The sequence below is a fragment of the Vibrio sp. 10N.286.45.E10 genome (assembly GCF_002874195.2).
Classification (GTDB): Bacteria; Pseudomonadota; Gammaproteobacteria; order Enterobacterales; family Vibrionaceae; genus Vibrio; species Vibrio crassostreae.
In genome coordinates this window covers 1,797,300-1,823,416 of the sequence record NZ_MCWD02000002.1, presented here as the reverse complement: position 1 = coordinate 1,823,416, position 26,117 = coordinate 1,797,300, and the positions used below count along the sequence as shown (strand labels likewise).

The following is a 26,117-nucleotide window of genomic DNA, read 5'->3' as shown; positions in this document are numbered from 1 at the left end:
CGTCAAGGTGCAGTATTTAACCATCTTGAAACATAGTTGTTACAAAGTTGGATGGAATCGTGAACGCACAAACTAAAAAACACCCAGTAAAAACCGAGCTTTTCGCCTCAAAAGCACCACTAGAGTGGGCAATCGTTAATAACGGCACTCTATACACAGCGCAGATTCCAATTGATGAAACTGGCGCAGTAGTAGAGGGCGGTATTGAAGCGCAAACGCGTCAGACTTTTAACAACCTTGTTCATACATTGGAGTGTGCTGGCGAATCTATGGATTCAGTGCTGCAAGTTCTGATCTACGTGACAGACCGTGAATACCTAAAAACGGTAAACAGCGTATACGGAGAATACTTCAATGCACCTTATCCAAACCGTGCTGCGGTCGTCGTTGCAGGGTTAGCAAGAGAAGAAATGTTGGTTGAGTTCGTGGTTTATGCATCAGCATCTCAACCTGAATAATTCGACTGTGAACTAAGGCTATTTGCGGATCAAAACTCTTTTGAATTAAAGCGGTTTATTGATACAAGCGGTCGGGTTCATTTCAGATACAAAATGTACGACTTATTTTAGCAATTAATTACCTGAATATTAACAGTTTATTAATTAACCAAATGGTTGCCAGACTCAACCGCAACCTAACCGTTACAAGGACAGAATGATGACTCAATTACAGAATGTTCAAGCAGAAAGCGCACTTTACATTGGCGGCGAATGGCAAGCTGGTGTAAGCACCGTTGCGAACATTAACCCATCAGATATTTCTGAAAACATCGGTAACTTTGCACAAGCAAGCGCAGAGCAAGTTCAACAAGCGATTTCAGCGGCAAAACACGCTCAACCAGAGTGGGAAAAAACGCCGATTGAACGCAAGCAAGCGGTACTTCAAGCGATTGGTGATGAGCTGATTGCACGTTGTGATGAACTAGGCACACTACTTTCGCGTGAAGAGGGTAAGCCTTTTGCTGAAGGTCGTGGTGAGATTTACCGTGCAGGACAGTTCTTCCAATACTTTGCGGCTGAAGTGCTTCGTCAAATTGGTGACAACGCGGACTCAGTACGCCCTGGCGTTTCTGTTGAAGTGACTCGTGAAGCGGTTGGTGTTATCGGCATCATCTCTCCTTGGAACTTCCCGACAGCAACGGCTGCTTGGAAAATCGCTCCAGCACTGGCTTTCGGTAACAGCGTTATCTGGAAACCAGCAAACCTAACACCAGCAAGTGCGGTTGCGCTTACTGAGATAATCCACCGTCAAGGTATCCCTGCAGGTACGTTCAACCTTGTTTTGGGTAGCGGTTCAACAGTGGGTGATGCACTGATCAACTCTAAAGAAGTGAACGGTGTGAGCTTTACTGGTTCGGTTGATACGGGTCGTAAAGTAGCAGCCGCTACCGCACCAAACTTCGTTCGTTGCCAACTAGAAATGGGCAGTAAGAACGCACTTGTTGTTGCTGACGATGCTGATATCCAAACAGCAGTTGATGCAACTATCGCAGGTTCATTCTCTGGCGCAGGTCAAAAATGTACAGCATCTTCTCGTCTAGTGGTTATGGACGGCATTCACGACCAATACGTTGAAGCACTGATTAAGCGTATGAGCGAGCTGAAAGTGGGTCACGCACTAGAAGAAGGCGTGTTCATGGGGCCGGTAGTTGACGGTAACCAACTTGAAGCAAACCTAGGCTGGGTTGAGAAAGCGCGTCAAAGTGGCGGTGAGCTGGCATTTGGTGGTGAACGCTTGAGCATGCAACACGAAGGTTTTTACATGTCTCCAACGCTGTTCTTAAACACTAAGAACGATTGGGAAGTGAACCAAGAGGAAGTGTTCGCACCAATGGCAAGCGTGATTCGTGTGGCTGACCTAGAAGAAGCTATCGCGACGACCAACGATACTCGCTTTGGTCTAACAGGCGGCATCATTACTCAGAGCCTACGTACTAGCGTAATGTTCAAGCAACAAGCGCAAACAGGTTGTGTGATGGTGAACCTACCAACAGCAGGCACGGATTACCACGTACCGTTTGGCGGCCGTAAAGAGTCTAGCTTCGGTCCTCGTGAGCAAGGTCAATACGCGAAAGAGTTCTACACAGTGGTTAAGACGGCTTACCAGCGTCCTTACTAGATAGATCTCTATTAATTGACGTTCTATTAATGAAAAGTGGCCTGATTCACAGAGTCAGGCCAACATTCAAACCAAAACAGCAAACGAACTTAGACAAGTGATTTAACCCATTTTTGAAAACATGTTACTTGAGCGTGTTTTCAAAACCGAGCTAGAACACTGAGCTTTCAATAGGAGTGGTTATGTACCAGCAACGGATTGTTATAGATGGATTGCAATACTGCAATTGGAATAGAGAATACTTCCAAACACTAAAGGCGAGCGGCATTACAGCAGTTCACGCTACCGCGGTTTACCATGAGACAGCTCGTGAAACCTTATCTCGCTTTGCAGAGTGGAACTTAAGATTCGAGCAGAACGCAGACCTTATTATGCCGATTCACTCAATGGCTGATGTTGAGACTGCAAAAGCGACCGGTAAAGTCGGTATTTTCCTTGGTGCTCAAAACTGTTCTCCAATCGACGATGAGATCGGTCTTATCGAAGTGATGCGTAAGCAAGGTCTTTTGATCATGCAACTGACGTACAACAACCAGAGCTTACTGGCGACAGGTTGCTACGAGAAGAACGACACTGGTATTACTCGCTTTGGTAAACAAGCCATCGAAGAGATGAACCGAGTGGGCATGATCATCGATATGTCTCACAGTGCCGAGCGCTCAACACTTGAAGCGATTGACTTGTCTTCTCGTCCTATTTGTATCAGTCACGCGAACCCGACGTTCGCTCATGATGCATTACGAAACAAATCAAACGATGTGATTAAAGCCCTAACCGCACGCGGTGGCTTAATCGGATTCAGCTTATACCCATTCCACCTACCAAATGGCAGCCAATGTACATTGGAAGACTTTTGCCAGATGGTTGCGACTACCGCTGACATGGTCGGCGTAGAGCACCTTGGTATTGGCAGTGACCTATGCTTAAACCAACCTCAAGCCGTTCTTGAGTGGATGAGAAATGGTCGTTGGTCTAAAGCTATGGACTACGGTGAAGGCTCTGCGAACAACTCAGGTTGGCCAGATGCGTTGCCTTGGTTCTGTGGTAGTGCGGGTATGGAAAATATTTATAACGGATTGATGCGTCATGGTTTCAGCGAGTCTGAAGCTGGGCAAGTCTTGGGAGAAAACTGGTTTAACTTCTTGAAAGATGGCCTAGAGCCTCAAACCAAGGGTTAACGATTTCTCGCAAGCCATCATCGAATTAGCAGCCTTCTAACAAACGTTCAATTAGCAAGTGCTGCTTAAACCAATTTCACTATTCAAAAGGAACAACGGTCTATTTCGCAACGCGGTAACCTAAACATGGATTAGCCTGCCCAACACAAAAAACAATAGGGCAGGTGTTAAATACACCCTTGTAGTCATCATTCAAATGACAGCTGCAAAGAAACCTCTGGAGTCAGAGTATGTCTGATTTAACCAATAGCGTGAAATCTTCAAGCTTAAATGCGGGTCAAGCACACACAACAAGCAACACAAACGGGTCTGAGTCTACATCAGATAAATTAGGTCTATCCAACCCAGCACTTTGGTACAGCGGCGGCTTTATCGCTCTGTTCGTGGCACTTGCTCTATTTGATGGCGAGCTGTTATCAAGCCTAGTAAACGCTGGCTTTGCATGGTCTGTTAAAGTATTCGGTCCTTACTGGCAAATGCTTCTTCTTCTGACTTTTCTTATTGGTCTTGGCCTCGCGGCAGGGCGAACAGGCAAGGTTATCCTAGGCGGCATCGCTAAACCTGAAATGGATGGTTTCCGTTGGATGGCGATCATCTTCTGTACGCTACTGGCAGGCGGCGGCGTATTTTGGGCAGCAGCAGAGCCTATTGCTCACTACGTTAGCCCGCCACCATTGTACGGCGCACAAGAAAACGCACAGCAAGGCGCGGTGAATGCGTTATCGCAATCCTTCATGCACTGGGGTTTCTTAGCATGGGCTATCGTCGGCAGCTTAACGTCTATCGTGGTTATGCACCTTCACTACGACAAAGGCTTGCCGCTTAAACCTCGTATTTTGCTTTACCCAGTATTGGGTGAGCGTGCACTGAAAGGCCACACAGGCGCATTGATTGATGCATGTTGTATTGTCGCAGTAGCGGCGGGCACCATCGGTCCTATCGGCTTCTTAGGCTTGCAAGTGAGCTACGCACTGAACGCACTGTTTGATATTCCAGATGGTTTCACAACACAGCTAATCATCATTCTGTTCGCAATCGTTTTATACACATTATCGGCATTAAGTGGTCTTAACCGCGGGATGCAAATGCTAAGCCGTTACAACGTAATTTTGGCAATGGCATTGATGGTCTACATCCTGATCTTTGGTCCAACGAACTTTATCTTCAATGGCTACATTCAAGGTGTAGGCAGCATGATTGATAACTTCATCCCAATGGCGACTTACCGTGGTGACGAAGGTTGGTTGAGCTGGTGGACAGTATTCTTCTGGGGCTGGTTTCTAGGTTACGGCCCAATGATGGCAATCTTCATCGCTCGTATCTCACGCGGTCGTAGTATACGCCAATTGGTATCAACCATTAGCCTTATCGCACCGTTTGTTACTTGCTTCTGGTTCACGATTGTTGGTGGCTCTGGTCTTGCGTTCGAAATCGCAGATCCGGGTAGCGTAAGTAAGGCATTTGAAGGCTTTAACTTACCAGGCGCACTACTAGCTGTGACTCAGCAATTACCAATGCCAATGCTGATATCTATTTTGTTCTTGATCTTAACAACGATCTTCATCGTAACGACTGGTGACTCAATGACTTACACCATCAGTGTAGTTATCAGTGGTGAGACAGAACCCAATGCAATTATTCGTACCTTCTGGGGTGTGATGATGGGGGTAACAGCGTTAATTCTGATTTCCCTAGGTTCTGGCGGTATTTCAGCGCTGCAATCCTTCATTGTTATCACCGCGGTACCGGTTTCCTTAATCTTGCTGCCATCACTTTGGAACGCGCCTCAAATCGCAATCAAGATGGCAAAAGAGCAGGGGCTGTAATAATAAGGCTCTGTAAGAAACTGATTAAATAAGAACAAATCAGCCTTTGAAAGAAGGCTGATGCAAAATTCCGAAAGGAACAAAAAACCGTACTGGTGAAGATACATCGGGCGGCACGTATTTAGGTCAATTGATCTAGTCAGGACAAAATAATAAGGGGTGAGCTCGCTTGCCCCAAATAACGTGAAAGCTAACCAACACACTGTAAAAACGAATGCTTCAAATGATGGCAACGATCGGTTCTGAATGGCTAGCAAAATCCTATAACTATAAGGTGGTGAGCAAATGGATGCACATCGTTCTACCTACACTGAATCAGCACTACGTGACGCGACTGTCGTCATGGCACCGGAAAGGCTAGGTGCAATGCACCAAACACGTATCAGCTTCGTTAGAACTCTGATTCGTAAAATGGCTCAGCAAGAATGGAAAGTGACGAAACATGAGTGGCAATTAGACGCTCAAGGTTTTGGTCATGTTATCTATAAGCTTGCGACGCCAAACCATGTTTATCATTTGGTTGTTTTCTGCGATGAGATTGCAGATGACGAACGAAATGACCGTGTAATTGCTGAAAAGTGGGACGTAACGTTTGCGCTTGTTCTTGGTGATGTTGATGTCGCCCTACTTGAAAGACTTCGTGCGAACGTACCGCTTCAAGAAGCAGGCCGTAATCCAAATAACGTGCTTGTGTTGGCGCGTGCAAACAAAAGTGTACGTGTGTTTGAACACATCGTGAGTCACTTGGCTAAAGGTGTTCAACCAACGCCAAAAGAGCTGGCTGAAGTGGGTTACATCCTGCGAACGACAGCGGTATACGGTAATGGCAAATTTGGCATTGCTGACTTTAAAATCTTAGAGAAAAATGAAGATTTTAATCAGTCGTTTAGTGCGCAAATGTGTGCGGTTTATATGCTGCGTGAGTTCAGCCTAGATTGGGTTCATTACCTAGCCGAGCAACAGGGCGGTGAACAAGCGATTACCTTGCATAGAGGATTACAGCGTTACCTTGGTGTTGGTAATGCGACTGGTTTAGGCATGGCGCCATACCTTATTAACCACCCGAGTATTGTCGATCAGTGGATGACAACACGTGAGCATGCATTGGCTGACGTGTTAGCTAGTCACACGGATACAGCACTGATTGAACCGTTACGCGCTTTGATGAACAAAGCTGTGTGTCATTTAGAACAAGTCGTTACCATCAATGAAAACCAGCAAGAGTTGAACAAAGTAGCGGTTGATGAATTAAAACACGCAGAGCAATCGCTAGAAGTGTTTGTCAGCCAATGTGATACGTGGGCGCAGTTAGTTGAACAATCTAAGCACATGAGTATGGAAGCCCAAGAAATCCTTATCTCATGCTTGATGGAATTGTACCCAGAATTAGTGGACGCCCATCAAGAGCAAATGAATAGCAGCGAAACACTGTCGCTTCCAAGTGGTAAAAAGATTCAAGACCTTTTGGTTGTGTTAGAAGAAAAGTACCGTTGGGCTATCACGACCGACTTTACTAAAGCCGAAAACAACTACTGGTTCTGGTACCGCTCTCGAGATAAAGAAGAACCAAGACTCGGTGTTCGAGGTGAAGAGCTAGGCGAAGAGCGTGAACTGCCGTTGGATATAGGCCGTCAAGCTTACCGTTTGTACCATGCTTTATTGCAGTTTGCGCCAGAGCTTTCATTGGCTGAGTTCCTTGTTAAGCAGCCACAGCATCGTGCTATTGCACGTCGTGTATGGACGCTAGGCAACAAAGCGATGGGCGACATTCAAATGAATGTGCTGCACCAAGATTCGCCACCAATGCACTTACTGCGTTGCAAGCTTGCGATGTTTGGTGCGACTAAGTTTGATCCTCGCTCAGACCGTTGGGTACGAGTGACGTTTTTCCAAGGTGCGCCACTGCTTGATGAAATTCATCAGGACGAATGGGTGTTCCCAGTATTACCAAGTGAAGCGGAGCTCGCTGATTCACAAAAAGCTACTACACATATCAATGCTCAACATGGAGGTAAATCGTTATGATCGTTTCTCACAATGAACTGGTAGCGGCCGTCAATAAAGCCTTTCTGGGTATGCGCCGTACATGTGGTGAAGCCGATGTGATAGCGAACATGGTGGCAGATTTACAAATGGTGGGGTTGGATGGTGTTCGTCATTTTAACAATGCGAGCAACTTCATTGGGTTAGAAGACGATTGCCCAGTGGACATTCAAGTGCTTAGTGATAACACGGTTGAAGTTGACCTGCACAAGGCAAGTTTAGCGTGCCACCTACCTGTGGTGATGGATTACGCGATTGAAAAAATGGTCGGCAAGAAGACGCTGAAAATTGAGTTAAACAACTGTCATAACCGCTGGCTAGCGTACAGCGAGCTTGTGAAACTGGCGGCGAAGGGCATCGCGTGTACTGCACGTTGGGATAATGGCTCCAACCCTAAGAGCACTTTGTATGTGCTTAACCGTGGTTGCGTTGCACCAGAATTGTTTTTATCAGATTTGCCTCTGGCATCGGACGATCATATCCACAATATGACCATCGAGCTTTCCGTCCAGGATTTCGATATCGAACGTTTGTCAGATGGCTACCAAACACACATTGAATCGGAAGCGCTTTTTAAAACTCAAGAGAAGGCGTGGTACGAGGGCATTGAAGTTGACGATGGAGAGTGGGGCGCGTTGAAAGAAACGGCCACGGCGATCCTTGTTGAAAACAGCCAACGTTCAATTCAAGGTGCAGGTGAGCTAGAAGCTTCTTAGCTTTATTTTATAGAGCTTTAGTTTATAGATATTTAGCTTATAGAAACTGAGCCTATAAATCCTGAGCTTATTGAATTTATAAACCTCATTTACAACAGATAAAACCAAAGAGCTTAACGTATCCTCACCTCGTTAAGCTCTTTTTATTTGTGTTCTACTTTTGTTCTTCCTCTCAATAGGTCACACCTTAAACTCTCTGTTTTGACACAAGTTGTTACGCGTTGAAGGTAAATTAAGCGATTAGATGAAGAACCTTCACAATCATGTTAAACAAACGGTTTCTTTTACAAGCCACTATGCGTATCTTGCTAACTAAAGGTGCCAACAGGCGCCGTTTTTATTCGTACCAATGACTTTAGAATCAGATAAAAAAGGAATGAAGCGTGCAAGCTAACTTTATTGATGGAACCACCCTGTATCGTCAGCACTCTTTTGAGTTGCCACTCGATTATCAAGCAAAAGATGGACAACAGATCCAAGTCTTCGCACGTGAGCTGGTTGATCTTGCTAAAGATGCGCAACAACTGCCGTGGTTGATCTACTTTCAAGGTGGACCGGGCTTCCCGTCGCCACGAGTCAGCGGTCAATCAGGTTGGCTAAAGCGTGCATTGCAAAACTACCGTGTTCTGCTTCTTGACCAACGTGGTACAGGCAATAGCACGGTGATCAGCCACGAAACCTTGGCTCATTTGTCTCCTGAACAACAAGCTGAATACCTATCGCATTTCAGAGCAGACAACATCGTGCGCGACGCGGAAGCGATTCGTGAGCAGTTCGGTGTTAAACAATGGTCGACGATTGGCCAGAGCTTTGGTGGTTTCTGTACACTTAGCTACTTGTCGCTGTTCCCACAAAGCTTACAGCGTTGTTATGTCACGGGCGGTATTCCGTCTATCGAGCGCGAAGCTGATGATGTGTATCGAGCAACCTACAAGCGTGTAGAAGACAAAAACAGAGCCTTCTTTGCTCAGTTCCCACAAGCGCAAGCTATGTGTCGTGAGATCTCTGATTACCTGCTTAACAACGACGTGAGACTGCCAAACGGTCAGGTGTTTACGGTTGAACAGTTCCAATTGATTGGTATTAACCTTGGTGGCGGTGAAGCAAACCTTCCTATGTACTTCACACTAGAGAGTGCGTTTGTTGAAGTGAACGGTAACAAGCAGCTGAGCTACAGCTTCCTAAACCAAATGCAGCAAGAGCAGGGCTACCTAACAAACCCTATTTACGCGATTCTGCATGAATCGATTTACTGCCAAGGCACAGCGTCTAACTGGTCGGCACATCGCGTGCGTGAGCAGTATCCGCATTTCAACTATCAATCGGGCAGTGAATTCTGGTTTACTGGCGAAATGGTTTATCCATGGATGTTCGACCAATTAGAAACACTGAAGCCACTGCGTGAAGCGGCGAACATGCTGGCTGAAAAGTCGGACTGGGGCACTTTGTACAACGCAGAACAGCTAAGTAAGAATACGGTTCCAATGGCGTGTGCGGTTTACGCGGATGACATGTACGTTGAGTTGGATTACAGCCGTGAAACACTGGCGAATATTCCAAATTCGAAAGCGTGGATTACTAGTGAATATGAACACAATGGTTTGCGAGTGGACGGCGAAAGAATTGTCGATAAGTTAATTGCAATGGTTGATTCGTTAGAAAACTTGCCAAAATAATCAAATTCTCTGCGTAGGTTATCTACGTTAGAAGTTATCTAAGTTAGAAACAAGGCACGCCAGAAACAAGAAAACGCTGCATCCGTGCAGCGTTTTTTTTATGTCATCAAACTCTGTTTTTACTTTGTATCGTATTGATTACTAAAGCGAGTAAAACAGAGAATTTAAGAACCGGGAGGGATAGTTCTAAACTCATTATGGTTGGATGACGATATCTTGATTTTCAGTAGTCGATAAGCTGGCGCGGTTCTGTTCGATGAGCTGCGCCGCATAAGAGGGAGTCACAGCTTGAATTTCGCCTTTTGAACGAATCGTTAGTGCTTCCCACGCATGGTCACGATATTTGCCTGTTTGTGTATATTCAATAAGTACTCTCATGATTCTTCCATCCGATGTGTGGTTAACGTGCTACTAACATTAGCGCCATTATTGAGGTTACACACCTGTTAAAAATGGAACATAAGATTAACCAAATGAGAATGCGAGCAACTTGAAAATTGCAGCGACTTGGACTTATTGTAAAGAGCCATACATACTTATCGTAAACAGCTGCATTTATCGTTAATAGCCGTACTTATTGTAAATAGCGTGTATAAAAAAACGCTGCACAATGGCAGCGTTAAAATGGAGATAGGTTGAAGCTAGATTAGCTGTTTTCTAAACCAACAATCTTGCGTGCAGACATGACTGCACTATCCAAATCGGTCAATCTACCAGCACTCGCTGGACCTAGAACTGATGAATACAAAGCCAACTGCTTCTCAAATGATAAATCTAATTGGTTATATAGATTTTGGCGGATTTGAGCGTGTTGCTGTGGCTTTGCGCTCGACAGGCCTTCCAACGTATCGTAGATGAGTGTAGTTGTATCCATATCTGTCCTTCGTACATCTTTGAAAAATTTTGAACATTATGCACTTGGTGTCATCTTTGTTCTGCGAGATTGATCGCATTATGTGCAGATCTGCTTAATTGTGTAATTAGTTAGTTATAATTGTGTTGTCTGACGCCACTGCGTACAAGAGGACCGAAAATGAAAAGGAGGCACATTGGCCTCCTTTGGTTTATTGCAATTCACTGTCTAAATGATATGTCCGCTATCGGATGTTGATGGTGTTATCTCTGCGGTCATACATGTCCGGTGTGGTATGTAAGCCACCTGCGTAACCTGCAGCTTCAAGTGTTTCTCTTACCTCACGAACATGCTCTGCGGTGACTGGTTCTTGCCTGTCTCCAAGATGCAATCGCACGAAGGTAATCAACTCAGCCAGTCTCTGATCCGACAATACATCTTCAAAACTTGCCATCGGCATGAAGTTTCTATCCTTGTCGAGATAGGTGGGTTGTAGGCCACGTACGGTTACCGCAATGGTGTTGAATGGGTCGCTGTGCATGATAATACCGTTATTCAATAGAGTAGGGGCGATAGGGTCGCGACCCTTACCATCATCACCATGACACGCCCCACAGGTTTGACGATACGTGGTGTAGATTTCAGCTGCGTAAGACTCTTCATCAAAGCCTTGAGGCTGTAACGGCACGGCATCGCTGCTAATGGTGTTGTTGATATCACCGCTCAGCAAGTAGTAGGACATAGACTCAATATCTTCACGCGTCATCAAGCTTAGGCTGTTTTTCACTACATCAGCCATACCCGCAAAAGCCGTACCTTTGTCTGAGTGACCTGTGTGTAAGAAATCGGTGAGTATTTTCTCATCCCAGCCGTCGATATACAGCTCATTTGCGGTGATGTCAGGTGCGTTCCAACCGTCGATTAAGTTACCTTGGAAAATACGTTCTGGTATCAGTGCTTGGGCAATGTTTCGTGGCGTATGGCACTCCGAACAGTGACCAAGTCCTGCGACCCAATATTTGCCTTGTTGCCACTTATCGACATCCTCAATTTCTCCTTTAAGTTCCTCTGGTACTTCGTAATCAATAGGGTCGGTATCCATGAATACGATGTTCCAGCCAAGCAAACCTAAGCGAATATTGGATGGAAACATCATGCTGTTGTCATCATTGCGTCGTGGCACGGCGGTGATTGACTGCATGTATTCCCATAAATCGACCATGTCTTGATCGGTGAGGTATTGATAAGAGGTGTAAGGCATTGCAGGATACAAGTAACCGTTCTTACCTTTACCCGCAACTAACGCGGCTCGGAAATCATCGAAGTCATAAGTCCCGATACCTTCGGTGGTGTGTGGGGTTATGTTGGTTGAATACACGGTGCCGAAAGGTGTCACGAACGGTAAGCCGCCAGCAAAGGGTTCACCACCTTCTGCACTGTGACAAGCCACACAGTCACCGGCATAAGCGAGATATTCTCCGCGCTCAACAGATGATGCTTTCAAACTCGCGAGCCTTTGTTGCTCTACTTCACCAGCGCGTCGGATATAAGCCCCAAGCGCGAGTATTTCGTTCTCGCTGAGCTGATCATCAAACGCAGGCATTAGATTATTCAAACCGTAATTGATGGTGTGCTGAATCTCTTCAATACTGCCCCCGTGTAGCCAAGTATCATCGGAAAGGTCGGGTACTCCAATCGCTGGGTTGGCGACCGTACCATCGGCATGGCAAGACGAACAATATTTGGCGAATAAGGTCTTACCGAGTTCGACCTTAACCTCAGGCACATCGGTATGACGCTGGTTAAGAGACGCTAGATAGTAAGATACCTTTGCCACTTCATCCGGGCGCATGATTTCGCTCCAACCTGGCATCGCACCATTTCGCCCTTTGGCAATGGAATGGATCACAGCCTCATCACTACCGCCATATAACCAATCTTGGTCGATAAGGTTAGGGAAGTGTTTCTGGCCTTGTGCATTGTCTCGGTGACACGCCGCACAGTGAGTTTGGAATAGTATCTGACCGCTGTTCACGATCTCAGGAACTGCAGCTAATCCCTCTAACGTGGTTTCACTGGTTTGTGCAAATTGCTCATTGAGAGTGGTGGATGGTGAACTGAGCTTGTCATCACTCTGCTCCCAATCGACTAAGCCTTTCCACTCACCAAGCCCAGGGTAGAGCACCAAGTAGCCTGCAGAGAGTAAGAAGGCTACCGCATAACTGACAAACAGCAGTTTAGGTGGCGGCGCGTCTTTCTCTTCAATGCCATCAAAGGTGCCAATGGTGTGGTCGTGATCGGCCTTGTGATTGCTACGCCAGTATTTAACGACAACAGACACCATCAGAACAAAGAAAATTAAGGTTAATAATACCGCCCATAGATTCCAAAATGTGCTCATTGTGATACCTCCTGTGACGTATCTTTACCAAGGCTTTGAAGGTAACGAATTAGCGCTTCACCTTTGGTTTTGCCTCTTACTTGCAATCTCGCATCGCCAATCTTTTTGTCGGTATAAGGCACACCCAGCTTGCGCAAGGCTTCCATTTTGGCGCTGATATCATCTCCAGTCAGAGTTTGCTCAAACAGCCACGGGTAAGAGGGCATGATAGAGGTAGGGACAACTCTGCGAGGGTTCACGAGGTGAATGACATGCCATTGGTCAGAATACTTTCTACCTAAATTGGTTAAGTCTGGGCCTGTACGCTTTGAACCCCATAAGTTTGGAAACTCATAGATATCATCCGCTTCTTTATTCGGGCGACCATTACGTTTCACTTCTGGTTCTAGAGGGCGAACCATCTGAGTGTGACAAACATGGCAGCCTTCGCTGATGTAGATATCTCGACCTGCTAACTCAATAGGTGTCAGAGGTATCGCTAAGCTGCCTTTGGCAATATCATCTCCACGGACAATGCTTGGTACTACCCAAACTAATAAAGAGAAGGAGGCGACAACAACGGTGGTCAAAATTAAAATGACGATTGAATGTGTAAAGTCTTTACTCATCACTTAAGCCCCCTCACTAATGGTGTGTTTAGCGTCATGTACGGTTGGCATACGAACCGTTTTGTACAAGTTGAATGCCATTAAGAACAATCCAAGTACAAACAGCGCACCGCCAAAGAAACGCATGAATAGCCAAGGTGCTTTAAAGTCCATAGCTTCTACAAAACTGTAAATCAGTTCGCCATTTTCATTTTGAGCGAGCCACATATAACCCTCACCGATGCCTGCGATCCAAAGTGCTATTGCATAGATGGCGACGCCAGCATGAGCGAGCCAAAAGTGCCATTTAATCAGTCGTCGCGACCAAAGGTCGGTTTGGCCCCATAAGCGTGGAATGAAATAGTAAAAAACCGCTATCCCTGACATCCCAACCCATCCAAGAGCTGCGGAATGTACGTGTCCTATGATCCACTCGGTGTTGTGTGCCACCATGTTGAACCAACGAATGGCAAGCAGTGGACCTTCGAATGTCGCCAAACAGTAGTAAAGAATCGCTGAGAAAAAGAATAAAAGAATGTAGTCGGATTTCAGCTTTTCCTTGTTTTGTAAAAGGGTCATTGCGCTATTGAACGCACCGGCCCAAGAAGGGAGCCATAGGATTAATGACATCACGATACCGATGTTCTGAATCCATATAGGAACGGAAGAATAAACTAAATGGTGCGTTCCGGCCCATGTGTAGAAGCCAACCAAGCCCCAGAAATGGATCACAGACAAACGGTACGAATAGATAGGTCGATCCGCCGCTTTGGGTATGAAATAGTAATTCATACCAATCACACCAGCGGTCAGTAAGAAACCGACGGCATTATGTCCCCACCACCACTGAACAATTGCATCTTGAGCCCCAGCAAATACAGAGTAGGACTTCATCGCCAACACTGGTATCGCGAGGTTGTTGACGATGAAAATCATGGCAACGACGATAATGAAAGCAGCAAAGAACCAGTTTGCCACAAAGATATGGCTGACCTTCCGCTTAGCAAGGGTGCCAAAGAACAACACCGCATAAAGCACCCAAACCAGCACAATCATTAAGTCGATTGGCCATTCAAGCTCCGCATACTCTTTTGAAGTAGTGTGGCCTGCGGGTAAGGAAATGACTGCAAGCAACAGGATGAATTGCCAGCCCCAAAATACCATCCATGAAAGGCTTTTATTGAACAAGTCACAATGGCCCGTTCGTTGGGCAATGTACAATGAGGTCCCCATCAAGATATTCACGACGAAGCCGTAAATCACTCCTGATGTATGTAGCGGACGCAGTCGACCAAATTGGAAGTATTGAGAATCAAAGTTTAAGACTGGCCAATATAATTGCGCGGCGAGAATCACGCCGATGATCATACCTACAATCGCCCACACTAAGGATGCGACGATGAAGTACTTCACGACCTTAATGCTGTATTGCGTTGTCACTTGTTCCATAACAAGGCTCCTTGCCTAGGGGTTTTGAACCGCTGACTTAATTTGAATCGCCGATTTCGCTCGAATCGTTACCAAGCATTGAATAGAAATAGGAAATGTCGCGGATATCTTGGTCTGAGAGCGTGTCGGCTTGTTGCTGCATGAGAATCGCTAAACCACTGGTTCTTTCTCGAGTCTGGTAATCTTTCAGTGAAGAGATTAGGTAACCCACTTTTTGGCCGCGGAGGTTGGGGTAAGGGTCTTGTGTAGAAATACCATCAACTCCATGACAGGTCATACACACTTTGGCTTTTTGCTTACCCAATTCGAATTGCTCTTGATCAACTTCAGCAGAAACAGGAAACATGACCAGCGTCATTACTAAGGTAGAAAGTGTCGTCATGGGGTTAAATTTTCGCTTGTATAAACTCATTATCGATTCCCTTGATTATGAAGTGAGTAAGCTTCCTAAGAGCGACGCTCGATATCGGCTGGCGGAATATGAAGCGACAGATACCAGATAAACAGGCTCTTAAAACTGCTCACGTTCGATTAAAGGTTATGCAGCGACAGGCATTCTCGCTACTTGCTGACTCATTTTTATTGTCAATTTTATTGGTCACTACGTATTCAGTGGCTGGATTGGATTACTCAAGGTGTTTAAAAAGCAGAGATTTCTGCTAAATAAACGTGAGCCAATGATTATCTGGGAAGGAGCAAAGGTTGTGTTCGCGCTGGATTATAAGGTTGAAATGTTATTTAGTCAGGGTTGAGTTGTACGAATGAAAAATAAGGCAATGTCTAAGCAAGTCAAATGCCTAATATGGACTAAACTCAGATGAGTGACCTTTTTAAAACGGAGTTTAAAATGAGAACTGCACTGTTGTTCATGCTTTCATTGTGTTCATTTTCTATTTTCGCTACATCGCAACTCACCGTATTTGACCATCTAGGTCAAAAGCACCAGTTAAGCCGAGAGCAACTGTTACAACTTCCCCAACAAGAGATTATTACATCATTACCTTGGGTGGATGGAGAGCTAGTCTATAGCGGAGTGACCTTGCAAATAGTACTTGAAACCATGGACTTACCTATTGTATCTCAGGTAACTTTCGTAGCATTGAATGACTATAAAATTGCGGTGCCCAAGGAAGATTTTTACGATTACCAACCGATCATTGCGATAAAACAAAATGGTCAATTTATGTCGGTTAGAGATAAAGGGCCCTATTGGTTGATATATCCATTGTCTTCGACGCCTGATATTGATAATACAGACTTCCATGCCAAGATGATCTGGCAGATACGCGATATCCACCTATAGAGGTCTCTATGAAAAAGCTGTTGTCGTTGACTGCCATTAAAGTCGTCGTGTTATCTTTGGCTGCGGTGGTGCTCACCGTTAATATTTACAGTGTCACTCGCATTAACGACATCAACAAAAGCTTTTCGACTCGACAAAATGAAGCCACCTGGTTTGTTTTCCAGTTAGTAAAGGAATATGCCAATTTTCTGATGGTAAGTCGTTCCGAAACTATCGATTACGATGAGTTATGGCTAGCGTACGATATTACGTGGAGTCGTTTTGATATATTGATTAACAGCACTGAATCTTCCAATTTCATTAAGTCAGCAAATTTTAAGCCTTATTTCACTTCGGAGTTTGATAAATTTAAGAGCTTGGAATCATCGATAAAATTGGTCAGTGAAGGATTATTACCCAAGGAGTCATTACAGAAAAAGGTCGATATTTGCTACCACACACTTGTAGATTTTATTAACGACAAGTTTCGCTTACAAAGCCCTGTGATTGAAGAAAATACTTCAATGGTTGATAACTTAGTTACCGTCCATCGAATCAGTAGCGTGTTTCTAGTTGCTATCTTGCTGATTACCGGGGTTATTTTCTATGTGGATTTCTCTATCAAAAGAAAACTCTACTCTACGGATTTTATTACAGGGTTTCGTAATCGAATCTCATTGATGAAATTTGTGAAGAATAGCTACTCGAAAGATAACAACTTTGATCTCTATTTTGTCCGAATCAGAAACCTTACTGAAATTAATCAAAAATATGGTCTTGAATATGGCGATCTTGTAGTGAGTTCGGCAGCTAAGTCTCTGACTGCTAAGATACCAGAAAGCACCATTTCGTTTCGCAGTAGCGGAAGCCAGTTTTTATTTTTTATTCCTGACCATTTGTACGCGAGTGATGAAATTCAGGAGAAATTTAACGACGTGCTCAGTGATTACATCTCGGCAGGTAACCTAGAGTTGATGATTGACGCCGTAGTCAGGCATAAGAAAAACATAAGCTCCAAAGATATGATGGAGTTACTGACCTCGATGCAAGGCTAAGCTTCTTATATGGCTTAGTCTCGTTTTTATCCCTCCCTACTGATACCTCATCTTATTGGTACTTGTATGTCTACGTTAAGAGTCTTAATGAAGCTGACCAAGCTAAATTTATTAGCTTGGTCAGCTTAGCTTACGTACTAACTTGTTACCCTCATTAATATGTTGGCTTATGAGCCAGAAGAGGGCTTCATTTATTTATTCGGGCTTGTCTATAGGAACTGTTAGTTCAAGCGTATCGGTGAGTCTGTGCTTATTGCAGGAGGTTTATTCAGATGATAATGAAGCAGAGGTTTAGCCATGGTTGTTAAGTCATCGAGCTTACCGAAACACGACTATTGTTTTTGATTTAGTGACACAACCCTTTCGCAAGAGTTTGGTTCTAAAAGCGATTGTTGGTCTAGAATGGCTTGTGGATTATGGTCACGGACAAATTCAATAAACTCAATGTAAGTTAACGGTTGGCTGAATAAATAGCCCTGAATGAGGTCGCAGTTGGCTTTTCGAAGAAGATGATACTGTTCAAGAGATTCGACTCCTTCACCTACAACGAAGGTGTTACAAGAGTGTCCTAAGTTAACCATGGATTCGACCATCTTGCGGTCAGCCTTATCGTCGACGATATTATCGATAAAGCTCTTATCAATTTTAAGTTCGTCAACAGGGTAATGGAGAAGTTGGTTAAATGCTGTGTAACCCGTACCGAAGTCGTCAAGGGAAACTTTTAAACCTAAGCTTCTGATACTCTCAATGGTCTGCACCGTAAGTTTGCTGCTTTTAACGTAACTGGTTTCGGTAATCTCTATAATGATATTGCAAGGCGGAACTTTATAACGCTCGAGTACCTTCCGAACATTGTCGGCAAAGTTACGGTTGTAGAGCTCCATCGCCGAGATGTTAATGGACAAGGTGCCACTGTATTGGTGAATATCTGAAAGCTCTTTATAGCTCTTGATTGCGGAACTAATGACCCACATGTCGAGTTTGGATATTAAATTACTTTTCTCTGCGACTGGAATGAACTCATCTGGTCCTGCCTTTATATCAAATAGAGCTGGGCAGCGAATCAGACATTCTGCTCCGTCAATCTGAAGTGTTTTAGCATTGAAAATAGGCATAAAGCGAAGTTCAAAGTTGTCGCTCTCGCAGCACTCCAATAGTCTTTTTTCGATAACATCATGCCTTTCAAGTGAGTGGAGTAACTCTTCGCCATAAACAATCCTGCTCTCCCCATCGCTGTGATTCTTAGCATTAATCAACATAGCATCAATACATCGGTGCCATACCTCTTCAAATTTGGGGGTGTCGACAGGCAGAACACCCGTTGCAATCGAGAGCCTAAAACCATAGTAATCGAGGAAAGTCGTTCCCGTAAGAGTGTGGTTAATGTTCTCAATTTCTTCGTTTATTGACTGATGGTCACCTATTTCTAATATGGCAATGAACTGGTTTCCTCCCAACCTTGCTACTGAATAGTCGCTGCAACTAAAGCCAAAAGAGGATTGTTGGTTCTGTAAGGTTTCTCTTAGTACTTTGGCTAGACTAACGAGCACATTGTCACCCACTTTAGCGCCATATAAATCATTGATTTTACGGAAGTCGATAATATCCCAACAAACCAAGTAACAGTGTGGGCGCATTGAACTTTTTATACGTACATCTAGGTGTCGAATGAACGAGCGTCGGTTGGCCAACTTTGTTAATTGATCGAACTCAGCTTCAAATTTCAATTCCGTTAGTGAATCAATGTAAGCGTTCTTAAGACCATCGATCTCACTTTGACCAGATGAGCGTTTGAAATATCTAAGTTTGAGTCCGCCAATGGAGATCTCGTGTAACAAGTCTTTCAGTGGGCGAACTAATTGATAGCGGACGACCATGTGTACGATGAGCATGATTATGAATAATGTTGTCAAGCAACCAAGTAAGGTCTTCTGAGCGATAATGGACTTTTCTTGATTGAATTTTTTTTCGCGGATATTAACTTGGGCAAGGAAGTGACGGCTGTTCATCTCAACTTTGATACGGTCTTTGGTTTGTTCAAACGACTTGATGACGAACTGCGTATTTTCGATATGTTCTGTGTTTGATGACGGTTCAATTAGTAGTTGCATGTTGTCATCATCGTTGTATTTGTTGAGCAAATTAGACAACTGTTTTAATGGTCCGTCTGCAATTAATATATATCGATTTAGACTGTTGTTCGCGCGCTTGTCTTGCGGGACTAAATAAGGGTCGATCGCGGTAACGTAAGCATATCTAAGCTCACCACTCACAGAGATATAAGAGAAACCTTCATAAGACAGCTCGTTTCTATTGATTAACGAGGTATAGATATCGAAGACTTTTTCATAGATGTTATCTGGGGTTTTTAATCCCTCGAAAGGGTCTGATCGTAAAGTAGAAAGCGTTAATTTGAATTTAGGATTTACGACATAGATATTACGTTGACCAAATTGATTAACATGACTTTGGTTTAAGACTCGAAGTACTCTTTTCTCTAATAGAGATAGGGTGGTGTAGTCACCAGGGTTTTGAATATATCTCAAGAACTGTAGGGATGAACCAATATCTTTTACTAGTAAAGATAGGCCAAGTTGTTCGTACTCAGCGGCCACTAGAGCGGTGTTCACGTCGGACTGAACTTCGTCTAAGTACATATGTTTTACGTGGTTGGAGGCTAAGTTATAAGTAACCATCCCGCCCATTGCAAACACGAACAATAACGTGGGAATGAGTACAAAATAGAGCTTCTTTAATACTGACATTAATTATCTTAGACTGTCGACAATGCGGTTACGAATTTGAATACTATTGGGTTCGAGTTGTTCATATAGATGGCTACGCTCTAATACCTCTTTGCTAGGGAAAAGCTCAGGATCATTCTGATATTCTTGAGTGGTCAGGGCTTTTGCTTTTGAACTTGGAGTCGCAAACCATGACCCCATCGCGTTTTGAGCGGCGATCTCGGGTTGAGTTAAGAATGATAGAATTGTTATCGCTTGTGGAGATAGCTCACCGTTGTTAATTGCTGCAATACACTCCAACCATAATGTGGTGCCCTCCTGAGGGACAATATAGGTCCATGAGGCATTAGGGTCGGCATCATTCAGTACATAGCTGTCACCGGAGTAGCCGTAGGCGAGATCTATATCTGCGAGACGTTCAGGTTGGTGGGTATAGTCAATGACGTATTCGCTACTTTCTATATGAGGCTTTTGTGCTTGCAGAGTCTTGTAAGCTATGCGTAGTTCTTGCTCGTTATTAGTGAATGGATCAAACCCATTTGCTAGCAACGCGGTACCCACTAGATCGGTTGGTTCGTAATACATACTTATGCGACCACTGCTGTTCGTGTCTGGTTCAAGAAGAGCTTTCCAAGAGGTAGGAGGGTTTAATTTGTCACTTCGATATAAGATTCCCGTCGTTCCCCAAGCATAGGGGATGCCATACTCGCCACATCCTTCGACCCACCTTGAATCGATGTTATCCGTAATGGATTGTTGTAACTCACTGAGGTTGTGAAACAGGTTCTGCTTGGCTAACGCATTGAGCTTTACACTTTCTATAATCACTAGCTCAAATGCGCCCCGACGTTCGCTTAATAGCACTTCATCTCTGATCGACTCGTCAGAAAAAAACTGCTGTTTCAAATAAATGCCGTACGTGTCGCTTAGTTCGGTCACGACGCTATCGGATAGAAATTCATCCCAATTGTAGAGATAAATCTCATCCTGTTGGCTAAAGGCAGTGCCAGTTAAAAAAGATGATGACGCAAGAACTGAAATATAAAATGCTTTCACTGACGGATTCCTTTCCTACTTTGCTTAACTAAATCGTAGCCCAAATTTTGCGACATAGCTCAAATTTAGGTCTCTAATTTCACTTCAACATCACGCAATGCATCCAGGTGGAAAAATCCTATAACCTAATTGGAGCCAAAAGTAAGCTTTAACACAACATCACTACGTTAAATCAAGGGGATATCAACCCTTGACCGATGAAAACACGGGATTTGTTTGGTTATTAGGTTACTAGTAAATATATATTCAACTACTTGAGCATTTTTTCGTTATTTATGCAATAGTAGGGCATTAATTGAACGATAAGGAGGTTGGTTTATGGATGCAGGTTTAGTTGGAATTTTTGTTACCGTGGCGATTGCTCACTTTTTGGCGCTATTAAGCCCAGGACCAGATTTTGTGATTGTGGTGAAGAGTGCTGTTCGAAATAAGGGAAAAAAAGCCCTAGGCGTTGCATTCGGTATTGCCAGTGCGAATGCGGTTTACATTGCTTTGTGCCTAGTTGGCGTAGGCTCGATTTTGGCAGCATCCGTTTCTATTATGATTGCACTCAAGATAATTGGTGGAGTGTTTCTTGTTTATCTTGCAGTGCAAGCCATAAGAGCGAAGAAATGTAATTACAATAATATGGATGTTACCGAAGGAGATAGCTTCAACCAAACGACTTTTTTTAAAGAATTCCTCACCGGTTTTCTATCTGGAATCCTTAATCCTAAAAACCTATTGTTCTATTTGAGCTTATTCACGGTGGTATTGAACAAAGATATTGGCTTCATGTTTAAGTTTGGGCTAGGTATTTGGATGACGGTGGTTGTCTTTATATGGGATGCGGCGATCATCTTCCTGTTATCTGCGCCCAAAGTACGTCAAGAGTTTACGCGTGTTGCTTACTATATTGATAAAGTGACAGGAGTAATGCTAGGCCTACTTGGTTTGACCATTGTGAAATCTGCGCTAGTACGTCAATAGGTTCAATTTGAGTCATCATTGCTGAGTAACTTCACGTTTGTGGCACGATACAATGCTTATGTGCCGCGAATGTGCGTATGTTTCCTACCTTGTCTGATACGTTTTATCTAGTGCTTGCCCGATATTAAACCTTCTGCTTCATCCACCAATTCTTTTCATAACTCTTTGTTTATCTTTCCTTACTCTTCAAATAACTATTAATAAAATTTCTGTTTAAGACTTGTAGCACAGTGTATTTGTGCTTATTGTAGGCAAAATATTTATCCGATCTCAAAGCTAGGAAACATTGTGAATTTAGAGATATATCAAGTGGATTCGTTCACAACTCAAGCTTTTAAAGGAAACCCCGCAGGGGTCTGTATTTCCAAAGAGCCATTGGGTGAGTCGTTAATGTTTTCAATTGCTGAAGAGATGGCTGTATCCGAAACGGCTTTTTTGTCACTTAACACTATGACACTTAAATGGTTCACTCCAGAAGTAGAAGTGAAGCTGTGTGGGCACGGTACACTGGCAACCGTTCATGTGATGAAAGAGCAAGGTCTGCTCAACACAGGGGATAGGGTCATATTTAATACCTTATCTGGGGAGTTGTCTGCCGCAGTTTGTGAATCGTCTATTGAGCTTGATTTCCCTAGTACACAGTTATCATTGTTTACTGAGCCCAACCTCATGTTGCTCGAACATCTTGGTTTAGAGTCGAACCAAGTCGTTTCATTCCGAGAGTTTGATTCCAAGCAGCTAATCGAAGTGTCTGACGAGCGAGTGCTACTGGGCCTTTCACCAAATTTTGATGCTTTAAAAGGTATTAAAGGGCGAGGCGTTGTCGTGACAGCGCTTTCATCGAATACTGAGCTTGATTTTGTTTCTCGTTATTTTGCACCATGGGTTGGGGTAAATGAAGATCCTGTGACAGGGTCGGCGCATTGTGCATTGACGCAGCACTGGGCAGAAAAGCTAAACAAAAGCAGCTTCAGTGCGTATCAGGCGTCTCGTCGTGGTGGCTATATGTCGACAGAGCTATTAGCTAATGGGCGAATAAAGCTAATCGGTTCTGCGACCACTGTGATTAGTGGTGTGTTGAAGATTTAAAGCGTTATTGGCTGTATCTGTTTGAGCGCATCAAGCGAGTTCGTTCGATGATTGATTGAATGAAGCGGCTAAAGCGTAAGTTATTATTGAAGGAATCACTGTGTCTGCGTTTTATCTATCTCAAGTCTTAGTCGCCATTGCGATTTGCTTCGATCTTCTGTCATTCCAGTTCAAGGAAAGGAAGAAAATCGTCACTTGTCTGTTCTTTGCCGGTGTGCTTATTTCGAGTCACTTTATTCTACTCGAGCAATGGACAGCGGCGAGCCTAATGACGATTGCCACGATTCGCTATTTGACGAGCGTATTTTCTACCTCGTCTAAGTTTAAATATTTATTCTGTTCGATGTCGGTGGTCGCAACGGCCGTGACTTATTCGGGGCTGACTAGCGTACTGAGTTGCTTTGCTTCCGTATTTCAAACCTTCGCTGCGTTTAATAAGGATGACCGCCGCTTAAGAGAATTGATGATCATCGGCACCAGTTTTTGGTTGGTTCACAATTATTTAGTTGGCTCGCCAACAGCGGTTCTTATGGAAGCGCTGTTTATTTGCAGCAACTTGGTGGGTTATTACCGTTTTTACTTCAAAAAGAATGCGATAGCTTAGAGTTTGAATCTGTTGCTACGCAATAAAGTACACCGCATGACGATGATTCAAGATTTAGGAGAGCTCGATGCCAAATATCTACGCTGATATCCCTTCGTCGCTGCCCAATGAGATGTTCAACGCTCTCATTAGTAACGAGAATATTCGAATTGAGCGAATTCTGTCACATGGACACAGTTCACCAGAAGAGGGGTGGTACAACCAAGATGAGAATGAATGGGTAATGGTGCTCGAAGGTCAAGGCGTCATCGAGTTTGAAGATGGACGTGTTGTTACCTTGTCTAAAGGGGATTACATCAACATTGCTGGGAGAGAAAAGCATAAGGTGATTGGTACGGTGGAAAACGTTGTGACGATCTGGTTGGCTGTATTTTATCGTTGAATCTCTTTGTTCTAGAATCGACTCATTTAGAGAGCGCTTAGGGGCAATACGGTACTTGTCCAATACACTAAATACATGAAAGGATTATGTCGTGGTTAGAATTAGAAATTACCAACCTAGTGATAACAAAGCGTTATGGGAGATTTATTTTCATACCGTCCGTAACATCAACGTTCGCGATTACTCTCAAGAACAAGTCGAGGCTTGGGCACCAAGTGATTTTGATTCGGAACTGTGGGACAAATGTCTTCGCCGTATACAGCCCTTTGTGGCCGAGTTAGACGGGCGCGTTGTTGGCTATACTGACTTGCAACCCAATGGCTTGATTGACCATTTTTTCTGTCACCATGAATATCAAGGAAAGGGGGTAGGAAGAGCTTTGATGGAGCATGTATTTTCAGTCGGCAGAGTTCGCGGTGTTTCTCGATACTTCTCAGAGGTGAGTATTACCGCCAGACCTTTCTATGAACATCTTGGATTCAAGGTTGTGAATGAGCAAGAAGTTGACATGCGAGGCGTAAAACTGACGAATTACGTGATGGAGAAAGTAATCTAATAGCCTGAGCTAACTATCAATAGTGTTGGCGGCTTCGAGTTATGTGCATCTTTATTGGTCTAATCTAAACTAATAAAGACTACATGGAATGTGGCTCATGAATATTGTACTTAGTAATAAGATCCTCGTCTTAATTTCCTCTCTCTTATTGGCGGCAGGGGTACTGGCCTTGAAGTTCGGCTTCGAAGGGTTATTCCCGATCTTTGTCGTCGTTATTTCTTTCTTTTCTGTCGTTATCAATCTGTATGTGCTGTGTATCAGTCGAGAAGACAAAGATGTCTCCGATTCCTATCAATAAACGAATACAGCTCGTCCCGAAGCATTAACCAAAGGGTTTGAAAAACATAAGAAATAACCGACATGAATGACCGGATTTTATTTCTCATAATTCTCAAATTTGCGACATTTGTTGGTGGGTTTTTTACCATGTTCTTAAGAACTTTTTCCGGGTTGCATATAGTATGCAGGCTGATTTAGTTTAATTAAGGAATCCAAGTGGGAATAGAAGCTTTGGCGTTTGTAATGGACGCTTTAATCACGGCATGTTGCATGTACATTGCGTCGAAAATGTCATTCGTTGTTGCCGACTTTAAATCCCTCCTTACCATCGCTGTTATCGTTGCTCTAGTGTCGTTGATTCCAACTGTAGGGTGGGCTCTCGGGTTGATCCTTTTTGTATTCCTTCTCGGGAAGGCAACACACGCGAGTATTGGTGACTGTATTTGGGTAGTGGTGTTTACCAAGGTCGTGTCGATGGCGGCTTTTTTGATATTCGGACGTTTGTTTGTCTAGCTGAACACGCAAAAGAAAGTTCGCCTTCTTTGATGACGAAACTCAGTTATCTCTAAACACGAAAAGGGTGCGAACGAGTCACACCCTTTAAAGAATTTTTGAAGGCTTATTACTGGCTTTACCCATTGATTATTTTGGTAGCAGTACCGCATCAATAACATGGATGACACCATTGCTTGCTTCAACGTCTGGCATCACGACTTTAGCTTTGTTGATCATCACACTGCCATGATCAATCCCTACCATTACAGCTTCACCTTGGACTGTGACTGCACTGTTCAGTTTCATTACTTCAGCCGCCATAATTTTCCCAGGTACGACATGATAAGTCAGTACTGCGACTAACTTGTCTTTATTCTCTGGTTTCAACAGCATATCGACCGTTCCCTCTGGCAATGCTGCAAAAGCCTCATCGGTTGGAGCAAAAACGGTAAATGGTCCGTCGCCTTTCAATGTATCTACTAAGCCTGCTGCTTTTACCGCCGCAACTAGGGTGGTGAACGAGCCGTTTTCTGCTGCCACATCAACGATGTCTTTCTTCATACCGTGATGATTCGCGTGAGCGAAAGCTGTGAAAAGAAGTGTTGCGAACAGTACTGACAGGGTTTTGCTTAAGTGATTAAACATATTGTAGTCCTTTGAGTTTGTCTGTTATTTCCGAGAGGTATTACGAAAGCCTAAAAGCGATAGATCAACTTATTGCACCCTCGTGACACTTACTTCAACTGCCAAAGTCATCAG

Annotated in this window: 24 protein-coding genes and 1 pseudogene; 16 read left to right on the top strand and 9 right to left on the bottom strand. The window is 44.0% G+C overall.

Features of this window, described 5'->3' with window-relative positions:
- Positions 1-59 precede the first annotated feature (59 nt).
- The 7 genes and pseudogenes from BCU34_RS21105 (at position 60) to BCU34_RS21075 (ending at position 9,557) form a co-directional block, all read left to right on the top strand.
- Entirely contained in the window at positions 60-458 is a 399-nt protein-coding gene (locus BCU34_RS21105; protein WP_004730412.1) for a RidA family protein, read from the top strand.
- A gap of 199 nt (positions 459-657) precedes the next feature.
- A complete protein-coding gene (locus tag BCU34_RS21100; RefSeq protein WP_170960863.1) occupies positions 658-2,118 on the top strand; it encodes an aldehyde dehydrogenase family protein in 1,461 nt (486 codons plus the stop codon).
- A 182-nt stretch (positions 2,119-2,300) separates the two neighbouring features.
- A complete protein-coding gene (locus tag BCU34_RS21095; RefSeq protein ID WP_017060833.1) occupies positions 2,301-3,296 on the top strand; it encodes a membrane dipeptidase in 996 nt (331 codons plus the stop codon).
- A 230-nt stretch (positions 3,297-3,526) separates the two neighbouring features.
- Complete coding sequence (locus tag BCU34_RS21090; RefSeq protein ID WP_048660322.1) at positions 3,527-5,122, top strand: BCCT family transporter; 1,596 nt, start codon at positions 3,527-3,529, stop codon at positions 5,120-5,122.
- Positions 5,123-5,345: 223 nt separating this feature from the next.
- A pseudogene (locus BCU34_RS21085) lies at positions 5,346-7,147 on the top strand (hypothetical protein).
- Positions 7,144-7,881: a DUF3726 domain-containing protein gene (locus tag BCU34_RS21080; RefSeq protein WP_102479657.1), complete on the top strand. Its 738-nt coding sequence runs from the start codon at positions 7,144-7,146 to the stop codon at positions 7,879-7,881. Before BCU34_RS21085 ends, BCU34_RS21080 begins: the two are co-directional and overlap by 4 nt.
- Positions 7,882-8,264: 383 nt before the next feature.
- Positions 8,265-9,557 (top strand): alpha/beta fold hydrolase, encoded by a 1,293-nt coding sequence (locus BCU34_RS21075; protein WP_102479656.1) that lies wholly within the window; start codon positions 8,265-8,267, stop codon positions 9,555-9,557.
- Between the two features lie 195 nt (positions 9,558-9,752).
- Here BCU34_RS21075 and BCU34_RS21070 read toward each other — a convergent pair whose 3' ends face one another.
- The 6 genes from BCU34_RS21070 to BCU34_RS21045 form a co-directional block, all read right to left on the bottom strand.
- Positions 9,753-9,935: a hypothetical protein gene (locus BCU34_RS21070; RefSeq protein ID WP_004730424.1), complete on the bottom strand. Its 183-nt coding sequence runs from the start codon at positions 9,933-9,935 to the stop codon at positions 9,753-9,755.
- 268 nt (positions 9,936-10,203) lie between these two features.
- The gene (locus tag BCU34_RS21065) at positions 10,204-10,431 is read right to left on the bottom strand and encodes a PAS factor family protein (RefSeq protein ID WP_004730426.1); all 228 of its coding nucleotides are present in this window, start codon (positions 10,429-10,431) and stop codon (positions 10,204-10,206) included.
- Between the two features lie 223 nt (positions 10,432-10,654).
- Positions 10,655-12,811: a cytochrome c gene (locus tag BCU34_RS21060; RefSeq protein ID WP_102479655.1), complete on the bottom strand. Its 2,157-nt coding sequence runs from the start codon at positions 12,809-12,811 to the stop codon at positions 10,655-10,657.
- The gene (locus tag BCU34_RS21055; RefSeq protein ID WP_102479654.1) at positions 12,808-13,422 is read right to left on the bottom strand and encodes a cbb3-type cytochrome c oxidase subunit II; all 615 of its coding nucleotides are present in this window, start codon (positions 13,420-13,422) and stop codon (positions 12,808-12,810) included. The genes BCU34_RS21060 and BCU34_RS21055 overlap by 4 nt, the downstream gene beginning before the upstream one ends.
- On the bottom strand, positions 13,423-14,847 hold the full coding sequence (gene ccoN, locus BCU34_RS21050) for a cytochrome-c oxidase, cbb3-type subunit I (protein ID WP_102479653.1): 1,425 nt from the start codon (positions 14,845-14,847) through the stop codon (positions 13,423-13,425). It abuts the gene before it with no gap.
- Between the two features lie 37 nt (positions 14,848-14,884).
- Positions 14,885-15,259, bottom strand: a complete 375-nt coding sequence (locus tag BCU34_RS21045) for a c-type cytochrome (RefSeq protein ID WP_048660315.1) — start codon at positions 15,257-15,259, stop codon at positions 14,885-14,887.
- A 435-nt stretch (positions 15,260-15,694) separates the two neighbouring features.
- Here BCU34_RS21045 and BCU34_RS21040 point away from each other — a divergent pair, with 435 nt between their 5' ends.
- Positions 15,695-16,150: a hypothetical protein gene (locus BCU34_RS21040; protein ID WP_102479659.1), complete on the top strand. Its 456-nt coding sequence runs from the start codon at positions 15,695-15,697 to the stop codon at positions 16,148-16,150.
- An 8-nt stretch (positions 16,151-16,158) separates the two neighbouring features.
- Entirely contained in the window at positions 16,159-17,184 is a 1,026-nt protein-coding gene (locus tag BCU34_RS21035) for a diguanylate cyclase domain-containing protein (protein WP_102479652.1), read from the top strand.
- Positions 17,185-17,516: 332 nt separating this feature from the next.
- On the opposite strand, the gene BCU34_RS21030 is transcribed toward BCU34_RS21035, so the two are convergent.
- Both BCU34_RS21030 and BCU34_RS21025 read right to left on the bottom strand, forming a co-directional pair.
- Positions 17,517-19,949, bottom strand: a complete 2,433-nt coding sequence (locus BCU34_RS21030) for a putative bifunctional diguanylate cyclase/phosphodiesterase (RefSeq protein WP_102479651.1) — start codon at positions 19,947-19,949, stop codon at positions 17,517-17,519.
- A 3-nt stretch (positions 19,950-19,952) separates the two neighbouring features.
- Entirely contained in the window at positions 19,953-20,984 is a 1,032-nt protein-coding gene (locus tag BCU34_RS21025) for an ABC transporter substrate-binding protein (protein WP_102479650.1), read from the bottom strand.
- A gap of 318 nt (positions 20,985-21,302) precedes the next feature.
- On the opposite strand from BCU34_RS21025, the gene BCU34_RS21020 reads away from it, so the two are divergent.
- The 7 genes from BCU34_RS21020 to BCU34_RS20990 all read left to right on the top strand — a co-directional run bounded on the left by BCU34_RS21020 (position 21,303) and on the right by BCU34_RS20990 (position 25,376).
- A complete protein-coding gene (locus BCU34_RS21020) occupies positions 21,303-21,953 on the top strand; it encodes a LysE family translocator (protein ID WP_102479649.1) in 651 nt (216 codons plus the stop codon).
- A gap of 288 nt (positions 21,954-22,241) precedes the next feature.
- Entirely contained in the window at positions 22,242-23,042 is an 801-nt protein-coding gene (locus BCU34_RS21015; protein WP_102431229.1) for a PhzF family phenazine biosynthesis protein, read from the top strand.
- 100 nt (positions 23,043-23,142) lie between these two features.
- Positions 23,143-23,646, top strand: coding sequence for a YgjV family protein (locus tag BCU34_RS21010; RefSeq protein ID WP_048660308.1), 504 nt, complete (start codon positions 23,143-23,145; stop codon positions 23,644-23,646).
- Positions 23,647-23,713: 67 nt separating this feature from the next.
- On the top strand, positions 23,714-24,028 hold the full coding sequence (locus tag BCU34_RS21005) for a cupin domain-containing protein (RefSeq protein WP_102479648.1): 315 nt from the start codon (positions 23,714-23,716) through the stop codon (positions 24,026-24,028).
- A 91-nt stretch (positions 24,029-24,119) separates the two neighbouring features.
- Positions 24,120-24,584 (top strand): GNAT family N-acetyltransferase, encoded by a 465-nt coding sequence (locus BCU34_RS21000; protein WP_048663458.1) that lies wholly within the window; start codon positions 24,120-24,122, stop codon positions 24,582-24,584.
- Between the two features lie 97 nt (positions 24,585-24,681).
- Positions 24,682-24,882, top strand: coding sequence for a hypothetical protein (locus tag BCU34_RS20995; RefSeq protein WP_157934949.1), 201 nt, complete (start codon positions 24,682-24,684; stop codon positions 24,880-24,882).
- A gap of 197 nt (positions 24,883-25,079) precedes the next feature.
- Entirely contained in the window at positions 25,080-25,376 is a 297-nt protein-coding gene (locus BCU34_RS20990; RefSeq protein ID WP_048660304.1) for a hypothetical protein, read from the top strand.
- A 129-nt stretch (positions 25,377-25,505) separates the two neighbouring features.
- Here BCU34_RS20990 and BCU34_RS20985 read toward each other — a convergent pair whose 3' ends face one another.
- Positions 25,506-26,003 (bottom strand): fasciclin domain-containing protein, encoded by a 498-nt coding sequence (locus tag BCU34_RS20985; RefSeq protein ID WP_048660303.1) that lies wholly within the window; start codon positions 26,001-26,003, stop codon positions 25,506-25,508.
- Between the last annotated feature and the right edge of the window lie 114 nt (positions 26,004-26,117).

Excerpts from the sequence above, each read along its gene's own strand:
- BCU34_RS21100 (WP_170960863.1), top strand. The coding sequence starts at position 658 with ATGACTCAATTACAGAATGTTCAAGCAGAAAGCGCACTTTACATTGGC.
- BCU34_RS21065 (WP_004730426.1), bottom strand. The coding sequence starts at position 10,431 with ATGGATACAACTACACTCATCTACGATACGTTGGAAGGCCTGTCGAGC.
- BCU34_RS21070 (WP_004730424.1), bottom strand. The coding sequence starts at position 9,935 with ATGAGAGTACTTATTGAATATACACAAACAGGCAAATATCGTGACCAT.
- BCU34_RS21045 (WP_048660315.1), bottom strand. The coding sequence starts at position 15,259 with ATGAGTTTATACAAGCGAAAATTTAACCCCATGACGACACTTTCTACC.
- BCU34_RS21040 (WP_102479659.1), top strand. The coding sequence starts at position 15,695 with ATGAGAACTGCACTGTTGTTCATGCTTTCATTGTGTTCATTTTCTATT.
- BCU34_RS21005 (WP_102479648.1), top strand. The coding sequence starts at position 23,714 with ATGCCAAATATCTACGCTGATATCCCTTCGTCGCTGCCCAATGAGATG.
- BCU34_RS21080 (WP_102479657.1), top strand. The coding sequence starts at position 7,144 with ATGATCGTTTCTCACAATGAACTGGTAGCGGCCGTCAATAAAGCCTTT.
- BCU34_RS21020 (WP_102479649.1), top strand. The coding sequence starts at position 21,303 with ATGGATGCAGGTTTAGTTGGAATTTTTGTTACCGTGGCGATTGCTCAC.
- BCU34_RS21090 (WP_048660322.1), top strand. The coding sequence starts at position 3,527 with ATGTCTGATTTAACCAATAGCGTGAAATCTTCAAGCTTAAATGCGGGT.
- BCU34_RS20995 (WP_157934949.1), top strand. The coding sequence starts at position 24,682 with ATGAATATTGTACTTAGTAATAAGATCCTCGTCTTAATTTCCTCTCTC.
- BCU34_RS21030 (WP_102479651.1), bottom strand. The coding sequence starts at position 19,949 with ATGTCAGTATTAAAGAAGCTCTATTTTGTACTCATTCCCACGTTATTG.
- ccoN (WP_102479653.1), bottom strand. The coding sequence starts at position 14,847 with ATGGAACAAGTGACAACGCAATACAGCATTAAGGTCGTGAAGTACTTC.
- BCU34_RS21060 (WP_102479655.1), bottom strand. The coding sequence starts at position 12,811 with ATGAGCACATTTTGGAATCTATGGGCGGTATTATTAACCTTAATTTTC.
- BCU34_RS21095 (WP_017060833.1), top strand. The coding sequence starts at position 2,301 with ATGTACCAGCAACGGATTGTTATAGATGGATTGCAATACTGCAATTGG.
- BCU34_RS20985 (WP_048660303.1), bottom strand. The coding sequence starts at position 26,003 with ATGTTTAATCACTTAAGCAAAACCCTGTCAGTACTGTTCGCAACACTT.
- BCU34_RS21035 (WP_102479652.1), top strand. The coding sequence starts at position 16,159 with ATGAAAAAGCTGTTGTCGTTGACTGCCATTAAAGTCGTCGTGTTATCT.